Genomic DNA, 14421 nt, shown 5'->3' with positions numbered 1-14421 from the left:
CCGGGGGCGGTGTCCGCACGGAGCCGCTGGCCGACGTTTGCGCAGGCCCCGGACGTGCCATGGATGGGGACATGCCAGACATCACTTTGCAGCACTCCCCCGAGGTACGGGAGGCGCTCGCCGCGGGCCGTCCCGTGGTCGCCCTGGAGTCGACGATCATCGCGCACGGACTGCCGCGCCCCCGCAATCTGGCGGTCGCGGAGGAGCTGGAGGAGCTGGTGCGGGCCGGGGGCGTCGTGCCCGCGACCGTCGCCGTGCTGGACGGCCGGCCCCATGTGGGCCTGGTCAAGGACGAGTTGGACCGGATCGCCCAGGACGAGTCCGTACGGAAGCTGGGCCAGCGTGATCTGGCACCCGCGATCGCGGCGGGCGCGACCGGTGCGACGACCGTGTCCGCCACCGCGTTTCTGGCCGCCAGAGCCGGGATCCGGGTCTTCGCGACGGGCGGTCTGGGCGGGGTACACCGCGGCTGGACCGAGACCCAGGACGAGTCGGCCGATCTGGCGCTGCTGGCCAGGACCCGGATCACGGTCGTCTGCGCGGGGGTCAAATCGATCCTGGACGTCCCCGCGACGCTCCAGCGCCTGGAGACACTGGGCGTGAGCATCCTGGGATACGGGACGGAACGTTTCCCCGGTTTCTATCTGGCCTCTTCCGGCGAGCCGGTCGACTGGACGGTCCACTCGCCCGAGGAGGTCGCGGCCGTGATGCGTGCCCAGGACGCGCTGGGCGGCCCCGCGTCGGCGCTGATCGTCGCCAACCCCGTACCGGAGGCGCGGCAGCTCGATCCGGCACTGCACGACCGGGTGCTCGCGGAGGCGCTCACCGAGTGCCATGAGCGCGGGATCGGCGGCCAGGCCGTCACCCCGTTCCTGCTGGACCATCTCATGCGGCGGACCGGGGGTGCCTCGCTGGAGGCCAATCTGGCGGCGGTACGCGGCAATGTACGGCTCGCGGCCCGGATCGCCACGGCACGGTGACCCGCGGCGGCGAAGCACGTGGGGACGAGGCGCGCGGCGGCGGAACGTACGACGGCGGGGTGTACGGCGGCGGCGCGCGCGGCCGCGGCACGCTCGGCGGCGGCGCCCTGCTGGTGGTCGGGGACGTGGTGACCGATGTGGTGGCGCGGTACCGCACATCTCTCGCGCACGGTACGGACACCGCCGCCGAGATCCGTACGCTGCCCGGCGGCGCGGGGGCCAACGCGGCGTGCTGGGCCGTCCACAGCGGGTGCGCGGACGTACGGCTGCTCGCGCGGGTGGGCGCGGACGCCCATGACTGGCACGCGGAGCGGCTGCGGCGGGCGGGGGTAGGGACACGTCTCGTCATCGACGACAAGGTGCCGACCGCCACGGTGATATGCCTGGTCGACGCCTCCGCCGAGCGCACACTGCTCACCGACGGCGGCGCGACACTGCGGCTGTCCCCCGACGACTGGTCGCCGTCCCTCCTCGACGGGGTGGGGCGGCTGCATCTCTCCGGCTATCTCTTCTTCACCGAGGTGAGCCGGCGGCTCGCCGCCGTCGCACTGGGATCGGCGCTGGAGCGCGGGATTCCGGTGAGCGTGGATCCCGCCTCGGCCGGCTTCATCGAGGAGCTGGGCGCGGACCGTTTTCTGGCGGCGGTGGAGGGCGTGGAGACGCTGCTGCCCAATGTCGACGAGGCCAGGCTCCTGACCGGTCTGACGGATCCGGCGGACGCCGCGGCCGAGCTGAGCCGACGGGTGCCGCTGGCGGTGGTCACCCTGGGAGCGAACGGCGCGCTGGTGGCGGAGGCGGGCGCCGTCAGTGCCCGCGTACCGCCCGTCCCGGCCCGCGCCGTGGACTCGACGGGGGCGGGCGACGCGTTCACCGGCGCGTTCCTGGCGGCGCGGCTGACGGGCGCGGACCCTGTGCGGGCGGCCGTGGCGGGCTGCCGGGCGGGGGCACGCGCGGTGGCGGCGGTGGGCGGACGACCCCCGGACGCGCCGTAGCCACCCGACGCGGCGTAGCCACCGGACGCGCCATAGCCACCGGACGCGCCATAGCCACCGGTGCGCGGCCGACCGCCGTGGGCCGCCCGTGGGCCGCCCGTCGGCCGCCCGTCAGCCCAGCCCGCCCCAGGCCGGATGCCGGGGATCGTCGGCCCGTACGACCACATCGGCGACGGCGGCCGGGTCCACCTCGTCCTCGTACCGGGCGAAGGCGGGCAGCGTCCAGAGTTCACCCGCGTCGGTACGGCGCCGTAGCGCGGCCGGTGACAGCCGCAGATGCACCGTGAGGTCGAACGGGAACCAGTGCCCCAGCAGCAGCGGCCCGTGCAGCACCAGCACACCGCCGGACGCCAGTTCACGGTGCGGGCTGCGCGTCGCCCGGTCGGTGGCCGGGTCCCAGAGATCGGGCAGGACCCGCCCGCTGCCGCCAGGTTCCAGGGGGCCGAACACCTCGCGCCAGAGGGCGCCGGTGTCGAACCAGCCGCTGTAGTACGTGTCGGGGTCCTCGCGCCCGTACTCGTACCGCAGCGAGGCGGGGCGCAGAAAGCCGGCGGTCCCGACGACGAGCACCGACCTGCCGCGTACCCGCAGCGCCTCGGCGAGTGCCTCGGCCGGCCCGGCGGTCCCGGCGGCGGGCGCTCCGTCCAGAGCCACCCGCGACCAGGGCCCGCCGTCCGCCGGGTCCGTGTCCAGGATCCGTTCGGCCAGGGCCTCGGTCAGCCGGTCCCAGGTGATCGCTTCGAGTCGCACCCGTTCATCATCGTTCAGGCGTTCAGACGCGCGAAAGGCGGCTCGGAGACCGCCTCACAGGCGCATGCGGGGGCCCCATGAGGCGGTCTCACAGGCAGGCGGTCTCACAGGCCCCGGGAGGCAGCCCGGAGGCAGCTCACAGAGCCATGACCGGCTCACAGAGCCATGACCGGAAGGCTCTGCTCGGCCCAGATGGTCTTTCCTCCGACGCCCTGGCGGGTACCCCAGCTCTGGGTGAGCTGGGCCACCAGCAGCAGTCCGCGGCCTCCCTCGTCGAAGACGCGGGCCCGGCGCAGATGAGGCGCCGTGTTGCTGCCGTCGGAGACCTCGCAGATGAGGCTGCGGTCATGGATCAGCCGGAGCTGGATGGGCGCCTCGGCGTACCGGATGGCGTTGGTGACGAGTTCGCTGACCACCAGCTCCGTGGTGAAGACGGCCTCGTCGAGCCCCCACTCGGCGAGTTGGGCGGAGGCCTCGCTCCGTGCCCGGCTCACCACGGTGGGGTCGCATGTCAGCTCCCAGGTGACCACCTGACTGGCGTCGAGCGCGTGCGTACGGGCCAGGAGCAGCGCGACATCGTCGGCGGGATGGGGCGGGAGCAGCGCCTTGAGCACGTTGTCGCAGATCTCCTCCAGAGGCGCGGTGGGCTGGGACAGCGCCTCGCGCAGCGCGTCCAGCGTGTCGTCGATACCGCGCTCACGGCTCTCGATCAGACCGTTGGTGTAGAGGGCGAGGATGCTGCCCTCCGCCAGGTCCACCTCGACGCTCTCGAAGGGCAGATTGCCCAGCCCGAGCGGCGGTCCCGCCGGCAGGTCGAGGTATTCGACGGCTCCGTCGGGACTGACCACCGCGGGCTGGGGGTGTCCGGCACGGGCCAGCGAGCAGTGCCGGGAGACCGGGTCGTAGACCGCGTACAGACAGGTGGCACCGACGTCTCCGGAGGACTCGGCCGTGGTGGCCACGCCCTGGCCGCTCGCCGCTTCGGTGGCGAGATGGTTGACGAGGTCGTCGAGGTGGGTGAGCAGTTCGTCGGGAGGCAGATCGACATCGGCCAGCGTGCGCACCGCCGTCCGCAGTCGGCCCATCGTGGCCGACGCCTGGAGGCCGTGGCCGACGACATCGCCCACGACCAGGGCGACCCGTGAACTGGACAGCGGGATCACATCGAACCAGTCGCCTCCCACCCCGGCCCTGGTGTCGGCGGGGAGATAGCGGAAGGCGACCTCGGCCGCCGCGTTCTCGGGCAGCTTCCTGGGCAGCAGACTGCGCTGGAGGGTCAGTGCCGTTTCGCGTTCGTGGGTGAAGCGGCGGGCGTTGTCGATACAGACGGCGGCCCTGGCCGTGATCTCCTCGGCGAGGAGCAGATCCTCCTGCTCGAAGGACTCGGGGCGCCGGTGCCGGGTGAAGGTCGCCACGCCGAGGGTGGTCCCGCGGGCGCGCAGGGGTACGGACATCATCGAGTGGAAGCCGAACTCGCGCGCCTTGGCGGCCCGCTCGGGTGCCTGGATCTCCCAGGGGTTGCTGGCGGGCTCCGTCATCTCGCTCACGACCCCCCGCGCGGTGAGCAGGCTCTCGGCGGCGGGCGAGTAGTCGGAGTAGACATCCGTCTCACCGACCGGGACCACGGACTCTGGGACACCCTCGAAGATCGAACTGCACGCGGCCCGGCGCAGCGTGACCCGGCCGTTCAGCGGTCCGGCCGGCGGCTCGCCGCCGTCGCTGACCGTGGGGATCAGGTCCACGGTCACGAAATCGGCCAGGACGGGGACGGCCACATCGGCGAGCTCCCGCGCCGTGCGCCCGATGTCGAGGGTGCTGCCGATATGGACGCTGGCCTCGTTGACCAGAAGCAGGCGCTGCCGGGCCGCGTACTGCTCTGTCACGTCGTGTATCGCCACCATCACACCTCGCACATGATCCTCGCGGTCCCGCAGGGGCGAGATGGAGAGCGACCAGGCGAGTTCGTGCTCATGGCCCGCCATACGCAGGGAGAACGCGAGCTGCTGCGGCACTCCGGTCTCCAGCGCCAGCCGCATATAACGCTCGGTGTTCTCGGCCTCCAGGCTGGGCACGATCTCCGGCAGCCGCAGCCCGCGCATGTCGCTCTCCACCAGGCCCAGCAGTCGCTCCATGTCGCCGTTCGCGCACCGCAACCGCAGATGGGGGTCGTAGACCGCCATCTTGCACGGGGACTGGACGAAGAACTCCTCGATCAGCTCCTCGTCCTGGGCGCACGGCTCGGGGCGGGAGAGGGGGGAGACGAGGAGCCACTCGACGTCGTCGGTCCGGCTTTCGTCGGAGTGCGCGGACCGGAGGTGCGCCAGCACCGGGACATCGACCTGCCCGCCGTCCCGGTGCAGCAGCGTGACCGTACCGCTCCATCTGCCCAGCGTCTCCGGGCTCCGCCGCGCCTCCTCCGCCGCCCTCGCGGCCGACTCGGCGGTCTCCGCGGCGGCGAACAGGCCGGCCACGGGCCGTCCCACGACCTCCGCGGGCGCATACCCCAGCAGCCTGCGGGCTCCCTCATTCCACTGCGTCACCGTGCCCCGGGCGTCGACAGCGACCCTCGCGGTGGACGTCTCGTCCACGAAGACATTCGATCGGACGGACTCTTCCTCGCGCTCGGTGTCCGGCCGAATCATGGCCACTCATCTCACCCTCGGACCGCCAGGGGACACGGACACCCTCAAGTATGACACCGGGTGACAGATATGGTCATCGAACTCCATTTTCTCTCAATACATTGAGAAAGATGTTAATAACTCATCAAAATTGAGATATGCGATGTTTCGGGCATTCCTTACTCCCCGTCACTCCCCGCGCAACACCTTGGCCAGCGCCCCCTCCCCCGACACCTCGATACGCCCCTCCCGCACCCCGTCCCCGACCGTCAGCTCGCCTCCGCTCAACGCCCGGCAGGTGTCGGCGTCGAGGACGAGACGGGCGTCGGGGCTCTCCGCGGGGCCGTCGCCGTACACCGGGTCGCCCGCGCCGAGCCGCACATGGAACGCCCCTTCGTCCAGCCGGACTTCCACCACGCCCTCATGTCCGTACCCGTCCGCGCCGCCGGGCCCCGGCAGACCGTCCAGCACCGGCAGCAGCGGCACGGCGAACCAGTGCGCCCGGACGGCGTCGGTGGGCCTGCGCTCCTCCAGCGCCGGAGCGCCCCACTCCGCCAGGGCCGCGAGGACCGGCAGCAGCCCCCGCCCCCGCTCGGTGAGTTCATACACATACGCGGCGGCCGGCGGCGGCAGTCTGCGGCGCGTGGCCAGTTCGTCGCGCTCCATGTCCTTGAGCCGGGACGCGAGCACATCCGTGCTGACGCCGGGCAGATCGGCGTGCAGATCGGTGTAACGGCGGGGCCCCGCGAGGAGTTCACGGACGATCAGCAGGGTCCAGCGGTCGCCCACGGCGTCGAGGGCACGGGCGGCGGCGCAGTACTGGTCGTAACTTCGGCGACGTGACATGTGGCGCAGTCTAGACATGTTGTTGGACTTTCCAAGCTCGCGCTTGGTAAAACCAAGTATCGCAACAAGGTCTGGGAGGCCACCGCATGGAATTCCGGCAGTCGAGCAAACTGAGCGAGGTCTGCTACGAGATCCGCGGCCCGGTGATCGAGCACGCCGACGCACTGGAGGAGGCGGGCCACAGCGTCCTGCGCCTCAACACCGGCAATCCCGCGCTCTTCGGGTTCGAGGCGCCGGAGGAGATCCTCCAGGACATGATCCGGATGCTCCCCCAGGCACATGGGTACACGGACTCGCGCGGCATACTCTCCGCGCGCCGTGCGGTCGCCCAGCGGTATCAGACGCTGGGTCTGCCTGATGTCACCGTCGACGACATCTTCCTGGGGAACGGAGTCTCCGAGCTGGTCTCGATGGCCGTCCAGGCACTGCTGGAGGACGGCGACGAAGTCCTCATCCCCGCACCCGACTTCCCGCTCTGGACCGCCGTCACGACCCTCGCCGGCGGCCGTCCGGTGCACTATCTCTGCGACGAGTCCGCGGACTGGTATCCGGACCTCGACGATCTGGCCGCGAAAATCACCGACCGCACCAAGGCCGTCGTGATCATCAACCCCAACAATCCCACGGGGGCGGTCTATCCACGGGAGATAGTGGAGGGGATGCTGGATCTCGCCCGCCGTCATCAGCTGATGGTGTTCGCGGACGAGATCTACGATCAGATCGTCTATGACGACGCGGTCCACCACACCGCCGCGGCCCTCGCTCCCGATCTGGTCGTCCTCACCTTCAGCGGGCTCTCGAAGACCTACCGGGTGGCGGGTTTCCGTTCCGGCTGGCTCGTCGTCAGCGGACCCAAGCAGCACGCGCGCAGCTATCTGGAGGGGCTCACGATGCTCGCGTCGATGCGCCTGTGCCCCAACGCGCCCGCGCAGTACGCCATTCAGGCCGCGCTCGGCGGCCGGCAGTCGATCCGGGAGCTGACGGCTCCGGGTGGCCGGCTCCATGAGCAGCGCAACCGCGCCTGGGAGAAGCTGAACGAGATTCCAGGGGTCTCCTGCGTCAAGCCGAAGGGCGCGCTGTACGCCTTTCCCCGGCTCGACCCGAAGGTGCACAAGATCCACGACGACGAGCGATTCGTACTGGACCTGCTGCTGCGCGAGAAGATCCAGGTCGTCCAGGGGACGGGCTTCAACTGGCCGCGCACGGACCATTTCAGGATTCTGACCCTGCCGTACGCCGACGACCTCGACGCGGCGATCAGCCGTATCGGCCGCTTTCTGAGCGGGTACCGCCAGTGACGGCGGCGACCGGAAGGGCGGAGCGAAGGCCCGGAGAAGCAGAGCGAAGGCCCGGAAGAGCAGGGCGGGGACTCGGAAGAGCGGGAGGAGGAGCGGACCCGGGGGCGTAGCCGGCCCCCGAGCCCTGTGATGCCACCCATGTCGCACGCCGGCACACTTGAGGACCCAGGTCAGTCGTCATGTCGCCGCGTCCTGCCATTGGACCACCGCGCATCGAGCTGCGCGGGCCGGACTTGAACCGGCACTTCGACGTCCCAGGGCCTGGGCCCGATCGATCCGGCGATCGGCGGCCAATGCTGAGTCTGGAGCAATAGTCTGAGATTGATCGCGGTCTGCCTCTGCCAATTGGGCTACCGCGGCCCGTCATCCTTCTGCGGATGTGCCGCGGGGAGGACTCGAACCTCCACTGGAACCGCGCAGTCACGACAAGCCTCAGTTTCAGCTTGCGCTCCTCGCGCACCCCGGCCGCACAAGCGGGCAGCCGGGGAGAATATGAGGCTACCCGAACAGGTAGCCGAACACCGCGTCGCCTACCGGCTGATCGGTGACATCCGCGCCGTTCGCCTCCTCACGGGCGAACTTCACGGCCTGCTGGAGCTTCTCGACCCGGTCGAGCAGTTCGTTCACCCGTCGGGCGGGCAGCGCGCCGCTGAATTTCACCGTGGTCCAGTAACCGACCGGTATGTCCTCGTAGTACACCTCGACCTGCGCCGGGTGCTTCTCGGTCGCCTCGGCCTTCACATGGTTGCGCGGGACCTTCTTCGTACGGACGGTCCGTACCGCCTCGGTCTTCCACGCGTCCGTCGACGGGTCCTGGCTCCAGGACTCCGAGGCGTCCAGCACCGGCAGCTTGCGTACGAAGGTGTTGAGGTCGGTGAGCTGCTTCTCCAGGAAGAGCAGATACGACACCGGCGCCTGGCCCACCAGCACCCGTCCGTCGACGGTGATGTCGGCGCGCGCGGTGCAGTTCGCCCAGTCCTTGGTGGCGGTCACATCGAACAGCCGCGTCAGGGTCTTCGCGGTCTCGCGCAGCACGTCCTCGGCCTTGACCTGGACCCGGGTGGACTCGGGCGGGAGCTGCTCACCCTCCTCGTCCTTCGGCTGATACGTACGGGAGATACCGGCGAGCAGGGCCGGCTTCTGGAGGCCGTGATGAGCCGCCGTCAGGTCCTGGTGCGCCTTGGACTTGACGCCCTTCTCCACCGCGATGATCTGATTGAGTTTCGTTGCCACGTCAGGGAAGTTAGCAGGGCCGACCAGCCCCGTTCGAACGAATAAACGACACCGGGAGGCCGGGGCATCCGGGAGCGAGAGGCCGGGGAGCGAGAGGCCGGGGCATCCGGGGAGACAGGGCGGACCCACCGGACGCCGGGACCGCCGTGACGCCACCCCGAACGGACAGCCCAGAACCCCAACCGGGCAGGGGGCGGCCCGGGTTGGCCATTGGCATGGACCTGTCCATGATCCTCGGATACGCTCCCGCTGGCATGGCCTGAGAGCGCTCTCAGTCGGCCGCTGTTCCACGTTCCACCCCCACGATGCTGGAACAACCAGAAGGGCCAATCCCTTGAGACGCACGACAGTGATACGTACCGGCCTGTCCGCACTCCTCGTCATCGGAGCCTGGGCCACCGCCGGCCTCGTTCCCGCGACGGCCGCCCCCTCCCCCACCTCCGAAGCACCGGCCTCCGCGGGTCTGCTCTCCGCGATGCAGAAGGACCTGGGCCTGACGAAGGGCCAGGCCGAGGCGCGTCTCGCGGCGGAGAAGACCGCGACGGCCGTCGACGGAAAGGCGCGGCGCGCGGCGGGACCGGCGTACGGCGGTTCCTGGTTCAACGCGGACAGCGGCACGCTGACCGTCGCCGTCACCACCGCCGGGAAGGCCGACGCGGTACGGGCGACCGGCGCGACCGTCCGGCTGGTCGAGCACAGCGCACAGCAGCTCGACGCGGCGAAGGCGAAGATCGACGCGCTCTCCGCGCCGGCCGGTGTCGCGAGCTGGCACGTCGATCCCAAGGCCAACAAGGTCGTCGTGAACGTCGTCGCCGCCCAGAAGAACGACAACGATGTCCGGAGCTTCCTCGCCCGCGCCCGGCAGGCCGGTCCCGTCACGGTCGAGGAGACCGCCACGGCCCCGCAGACCTTCGCCGCGGGCACGGTCGGCGGTGACCCGTACTACACGGGCAACGTCCGCTGTTCCATCGGCTTCTCCGTCTACGGCGGCTTCGTCACGGCCGGCCACTGCGGCCAGGCCGGTGCCGGGGTGAGCGGCTGGGACGGCTCGTACATCGGCAACTTCCAGGGATCGTCCTTCCCCGACAACGACTACGCGTGGGTGAACGTCGGCAGCGGCTGGTGGACCGTCCCCGTGGTCCTCGGCTGGGGCAGCGTCTCCGACCAGCTCGTCCGCGGCTCCAACGAGGCCCCCATCGGCGCCTCGATCTGCCGCTCCGGCTCCACGACCCACTGGCGCTGCGGCAATGTCCTGGCCAAGAACGAGACGGTCAACTACAGCCAGGGCGCCGTCCACCAGATGACCAAGACGAGCGTCTGCGCCGAGGGCGGCGACTCGGGCGGCTCCTTCATCAGCGGCGACCAGGCGCAGGGCGTCACCTCGGGCGGCTGGGGCAACTGCAGCAGCGGCGGCGAGACCTGGTACCAGCCGGTCAACGAAATCCTGGGCCGCTACGGCCTGACCCTCCACACGGCCTGACCCTCCACACGGTCTTGATCTCGCTCACCCATGGAGCCGGCCCATGGAGCTGACCCATGGATGAGGCCTGTCGCGGCGAAGGGTTCCCTCCCGGGGCGATCCCCTTGCCGCGACAGGCTGGGGGACACCGCACGCCCGCCCGCGGCCACCGCCCGGCCGGACCCCGGTATCCCGGTAATCTCTCGCCGTGCCGTCACACCACCCGGAACAACCCGCGCAGATCCGGGAGAACGGCATACCCGGAAACACCACGCAATGTAGGATTAAAGATCCTGAAGCGGGCAGCGGGCAGCGGGCAGCGGGCAGCGGGCAGCGGGCAGCGGGCAGCGGGCAGCGGGCAGCGGGCAGCGGGCGACGAAGCCGACGGACCGTGCTGTACGCCGTACGGTCCGCGACCGCGCTGAATCGTCTCCTCGACACCCTTCCCGTCTTCGCCGGGGACCACCGTGTCCAGCCGCTCTTCACCCTCGTCCCCGGGTCCGACTTCAGTACGGACGCGCTTCTCGCGCTCGACGGCGCCGGCGCGCGGACCGTTCCCTGGGCGCAGGCCGTACACGGTGGGCATGATCTCGTGGTGGCTGCCAGTCCCAACGGGCCGCTCCACGAGCTGCCGGGACCGCTCGTGCTGCTGCCGCACGGCGCCGGGTTCAACAAGCGGCTTTCCCATTCGTCCACGGACGACTCCGCTTCCGGGCTGCATCCGCGTCAGCTCCTGCGCGACGGGACGCCCCTGGCCTCGCTGCACGCCCTCGCGCACCCCGGCCAGCTGGCGCGGCTCGCCCAGCAGTCCGCGGCGGTTGCCGGGCGGGCGGCCGTCGTGGGGGATCCGACGCTGGACCGGATGCTCGCGTCCCGTACCCGCCGGGAGCGGTACCGGGACGCGCTGGGCACAGGTGGGCGGAGGCTGGTGGTCGTCGTCTCCACCTGGGGACCCGAGTCACTGGCCGAGCGTCTGCCGGAGCTGCCGGGGCGGCTGACCGCCGAGCTGCCGTACGACTCGTATCAGGCGGCCCTCGTTCTGCACCCCAATGTCCACAGCCGGCTGGGCGGATTCGCCCTGCGGCAGTGGCTCGCGCCCGCGCTGGCCGCCGGGCTGCGACTGGCGCGGCCGTACGAGGAGTGGGCCACTCTCCTCACCGCCGCCGACTGCGTGCTGACCGACCACGGATCCACCGCGCTCTATCCCGCGGCCCTGGACCGGCCCCTGATCGGCTGTTACGCGGGCGGTACGGAACTGCTTCCGGCCAGCCCCATGGCCGAACTCCTCGCGCGCGTACCGCGTTTGACGGCGGACCAGCCGCTCGACGCGCAGATCGACGCCGCCGTCGCCACGCACCGTACGGGTGACACCAGCGCCCTCGCCGCCGCGGCCTTCGCCGAGCAGGGGCGCTCGCTGGAACTGCTGCGCACGCGCTGTTACCGGCTCCTCGGGCTCGAACCGCCTCCCGGACCGGTCACGGTCCGCCCTCTGCCGGTCCCCCGGACCGGCCAGGAGCGGCCGACGGCGTTCGCGGCGCGCGTGGATGTGTCCGGCAACACGGTCTCCGTGGCCCGCTATCCGCTGAACACCGGTCCGCACGGCGGTCATATCAGCGCCGAGGACAGCGTCTCGACCTCACATGAGATGGAGAGCGCCGGGCTCATCCTCCGCCGGGCACGGTCCATCACCACGCCCGTCCGGGAACCGTACGGATCCGACGCGGTGTGGACCGCGGGCGGCTGGACGGCGCGCGTTCTGGCGGAGTACCGCGGCTGCCGGACGGCCGCGGCCGTCCTCGCCCATGACCGCTGCGTACTGCGACGCGACGGCTCCGCTCTCCTGACGGTGAGCATCAGGGCCGACACGACGCAAAGCGAACCGCTGGTACGGCCCGACCCCGCGGCCGTGCTCTCCGCCGTCCACGGCTGGCTCGACACCAACCCGGATCCCGTTCTGCCCGCGACCCTTGAGTGTGTGGTGGGCGGCCGCCCGGTACGGGCTCTGGTGGCGTACGGAACGGAGGCCGACGCACACGCCGAGCTGTGACCGCCGGCCCCTCGGTCATCTCCGTCAGCCCGTCAGCCCGTCAGCCACCATCAGGCCTTCAGTCTTCGGGCTCCGCCTCCATGCCCATCCGAACACGCAGTTCGCGAGCACGGGCACGGTGCCTCTCGGTGGCCTCCGGATCGCCCGACTCCTCGGTCACCTGGGCGAGTTCGTCATGGAGCGCGATCTGGTCATGGACGGACCCCCGCGCCCGCTCATGCGCCAGAGCCTCCTCGTACGCGGCGACCGCCTGTGCCGTGCGTCCCAGTGCGCGATGGGTACGGGCCAGTTCGGCAACGGCACGACCGGTCACCCGCGACCGGTTCTGGTCCGCCGCCATCCGGCGCGCGGCCTCCAGCTCCGCTTCGGCCTCGGTCAGTCGCCCCGCGGCACGCAGCGTGCGGCCGACCAGAAAGGTCTGGAGCAGTACGCCGTAGGGGTTCCCGATCGTGAGATGGATACCGCGCGACCGCTGGAAGTGGACGACGGCCTGCTCCGGCTCTCCACGCCACGCCAGATACTTGCCCCGGAACTCCAGAGCCGAGGCGTGCGGTTTCTCCCCCGGCACGACCGACTCGGCCGAGAGCACCGCCTGCCGTGTCTCCGTATCCGCGTCCTCCGCCCGGCCGGCCTTCCAGAGCGCCTGGGCGAGCTGGCAGCGCATCCGGATCAGCGCCTCGGCCGCACCGTCGCGCTGTGCGCAGTCCCGGCCGGTCTCGAACGCGCGAATCGCGTCCTCGTGATTGCCGTGGTCCTCGTAGTGCTTCCACAGCGGCTCGCAGAGGGACCAGGCATGCGTGTCCTCGCCCAGGTCGCCCGCGATACGGACCAGTCCGTACAGCGCCTTGCGCTCCGCGTCGAGCCAGACCCCGGCCTCCGCCGCGCTCGCGAACGGCACATCGGGAGCGTACGGAAGCTCCGGGACCGGTTCGGCCGTACGCATTCTGTCCGCGCCGATAGCGCGGTCGGCCCGCTCCGCCTGTCTGCGGTACCAGACGAGCAGCCGGCGCAGCCCCTCCTCGGTCTCCGCCGGATCGCCGTGCCGGCCGGCGCAGCGGACGGCGTGGGCACGGAGCAGGCTGTGCACCCGCCTCCGGCCCGCACGGGGTGAGAGCGCCAGCAGTCCCGCGTTCGTCAGTCCGTCGAACCCGTCCTCCCCGTCGTCGAGCCCCGTTCCGAGCAGGGCCGCGGCGGCGTCGAGCGTGATGTCGTAACCGGGGTGGTGCGGCATCAGCCGGTAGAGCCGGGCCGCCGGCGGGTCGAGTGCGGCGTACGCCGCGTTCCACACCGCTTCCACCACGGGCAGCCCCTTCTCGTGGAGGTCCTTGGTGAGGTCGTCCACGATCCGCTCCATCCGTCTGGTGGGATGGGCGCGGAGCAGCTTGCCCGCGGTGTGCAGGGCGATGGGAAATCCCGCGCAGAGCCGCGCGATCGTGGCCAGGGCCCGCGAGGACTCGCCGGGGTTCACACCACCTGCGGTCTGCCCGCCGAAGGCCTGCCCTCCGACGATCTGCCGGAGCACCTCCGAGGCGTGCTCGAACGACAGCGGCTCCAGCGCGAGTCCGAGCGCACCCCGCGACTCCAGGGCGGACAGCCGCTCCTGGCTCGCGACCAGGACCACCGACTCGGCCGACACCGGCAGCAGGGTGGTGATCTCGTCGGCGGACCACACGTTGTCCAGGACGAGCGCCAGACGCGTGTCCCGGGTCCTGGCCCGGTATCTGTTCTCCAGTGCCCGGCGCTCCTCGGGCAGTTGGCTCTCCGCCGGCGTCAGCCAGCCGAGCAGATGCCTCAGTACGGCCGTGAGGTCGATCGCCCCCGCCGTGCGCCACTCGTCCAGATCGACGTAGAAGGAGAGCAGGCCGTGCTCTTCGAGCTCATGGGCGAGCCGGACGGCCAGCGCGGTCTTGCCGATACCGCTCACCCCGCTGAGCACGACCGTCAGCGGCCGTACGGGACGGGCCGACCGACCGCGCGCGGCCAGTTCCCGTCCGACCTGTTCCCGCTCCGGAGCCCGGTTCTCGAACGGCTGCTCCTCCACCGGAAGTTGACACTCCGGAGCGGGAGCCGGAGCCGGGAGCGGAGCGTCGGCGCCGACGTGGACATGCTGGGTGAAGCTGTCGATCTGCCTCGCCTGGACGACCGAGTGCGCGCTGGCGTTGCCGCCGAACGTGTTTCCCCCGCCGGTCATCCCC

The 14421-nt window shown here is 71.0% G+C and carries 10 protein-coding genes; 5 read left to right on the top strand and 5 right to left on the bottom strand.

Annotation, left to right across the window (positions count from 1 at the left end):
• Positions 1–71 precede the first annotated feature (71 nt).
• Together OG214_RS29170 and OG214_RS29165 are read left to right on the top strand one after the other, a co-directional pair.
• Complete coding sequence (locus OG214_RS29170) at positions 72–980, top strand: pseudouridine-5'-phosphate glycosidase (RefSeq protein ID WP_405986409.1); 909 nt, start codon at positions 72–74, stop codon at positions 978–980.
• A gap of 59 nt (positions 981–1039) precedes the next feature.
• On the top strand, positions 1040–1972 hold the full coding sequence (locus OG214_RS29165) for a carbohydrate kinase family protein (RefSeq protein ID WP_405987649.1): 933 nt from the start codon (positions 1040–1042) through the stop codon (positions 1970–1972).
• 111 nt (positions 1973–2083) lie between these two features.
• Here the strand turns inward: OG214_RS29165 and OG214_RS29160 are convergent, their stop codons facing one another.
• The 3 genes from OG214_RS29160 to OG214_RS29150 form a co-directional block, all read right to left on the bottom strand.
• Positions 2084–2722, bottom strand: a complete 639-nt coding sequence (locus OG214_RS29160; RefSeq protein ID WP_405986408.1) for a uridine kinase — start codon at positions 2720–2722, stop codon at positions 2084–2086.
• A gap of 155 nt (positions 2723–2877) precedes the next feature.
• Entirely contained in the window at positions 2878–5364 is a 2487-nt protein-coding gene (locus OG214_RS29155; RefSeq protein ID WP_405986407.1) for a SpoIIE family protein phosphatase, read from the bottom strand.
• Positions 5365–5532: 168 nt separating this feature from the next.
• Entirely contained in the window at positions 5533–6189 is a 657-nt protein-coding gene (locus OG214_RS29150; RefSeq protein WP_405986406.1) for a winged helix-turn-helix transcriptional regulator, read from the bottom strand.
• 86 nt (positions 6190–6275) lie between these two features.
• Here OG214_RS29150 and OG214_RS29145 point away from each other — a divergent pair, with 86 nt between their 5' ends.
• On the top strand, positions 6276–7487 hold the full coding sequence (locus OG214_RS29145) for a pyridoxal phosphate-dependent aminotransferase (RefSeq protein ID WP_093594987.1): 1212 nt from the start codon (positions 6276–6278) through the stop codon (positions 7485–7487).
• Positions 7488–7985: 498 nt separating this feature from the next.
• Here the strand turns inward: OG214_RS29145 and OG214_RS29140 are convergent, their stop codons facing one another.
• Positions 7986–8720 carry a hypothetical protein gene (locus OG214_RS29140; RefSeq protein ID WP_363080104.1) on the bottom strand — a complete coding sequence of 245 codons (735 nt, stop codon included), beginning with the start codon at positions 8718–8720 and terminating at the stop codon, positions 7986–7988.
• Between the two features lie 349 nt (positions 8721–9069).
• Between OG214_RS29140 and OG214_RS29135 the strand changes: the two genes are divergently transcribed.
• Both OG214_RS29135 and OG214_RS29130 read left to right on the top strand, forming a co-directional pair.
• The gene (locus tag OG214_RS29135; RefSeq protein ID WP_382859507.1) at positions 9070–10200 is read left to right on the top strand and encodes a S1 family peptidase; all 1131 of its coding nucleotides are present in this window, start codon (positions 9070–9072) and stop codon (positions 10198–10200) included.
• A 370-nt stretch (positions 10201–10570) separates the two neighbouring features.
• Complete coding sequence (locus OG214_RS29130) at positions 10571–12226, top strand: translation initiation factor 2 (RefSeq protein ID WP_405986405.1); 1656 nt, start codon at positions 10571–10573, stop codon at positions 12224–12226.
• A 58-nt stretch (positions 12227–12284) separates the two neighbouring features.
• Here OG214_RS29130 and OG214_RS29125 read toward each other — a convergent pair whose 3' ends face one another.
• Positions 12285–14417 carry an NB-ARC domain-containing protein gene (locus OG214_RS29125; RefSeq protein ID WP_405986404.1) on the bottom strand — a complete coding sequence of 711 codons (2133 nt, stop codon included), beginning with the start codon at positions 14415–14417 and terminating at the stop codon, positions 12285–12287.
• Between the last annotated feature and the right edge of the window lie 4 nt (positions 14418–14421).

Origin of the sequence: Streptomyces sp. NBC_00872 (genome assembly GCF_045161915.1) — a bacterium.
GTDB lineage: Bacteria > Actinomycetota > Actinomycetes > Streptomycetales > Streptomycetaceae > Streptomyces.
Note: the sequence above shows the minus strand (reverse complement) of the source record. Positions and strands in the feature narration are given on the sequence as shown.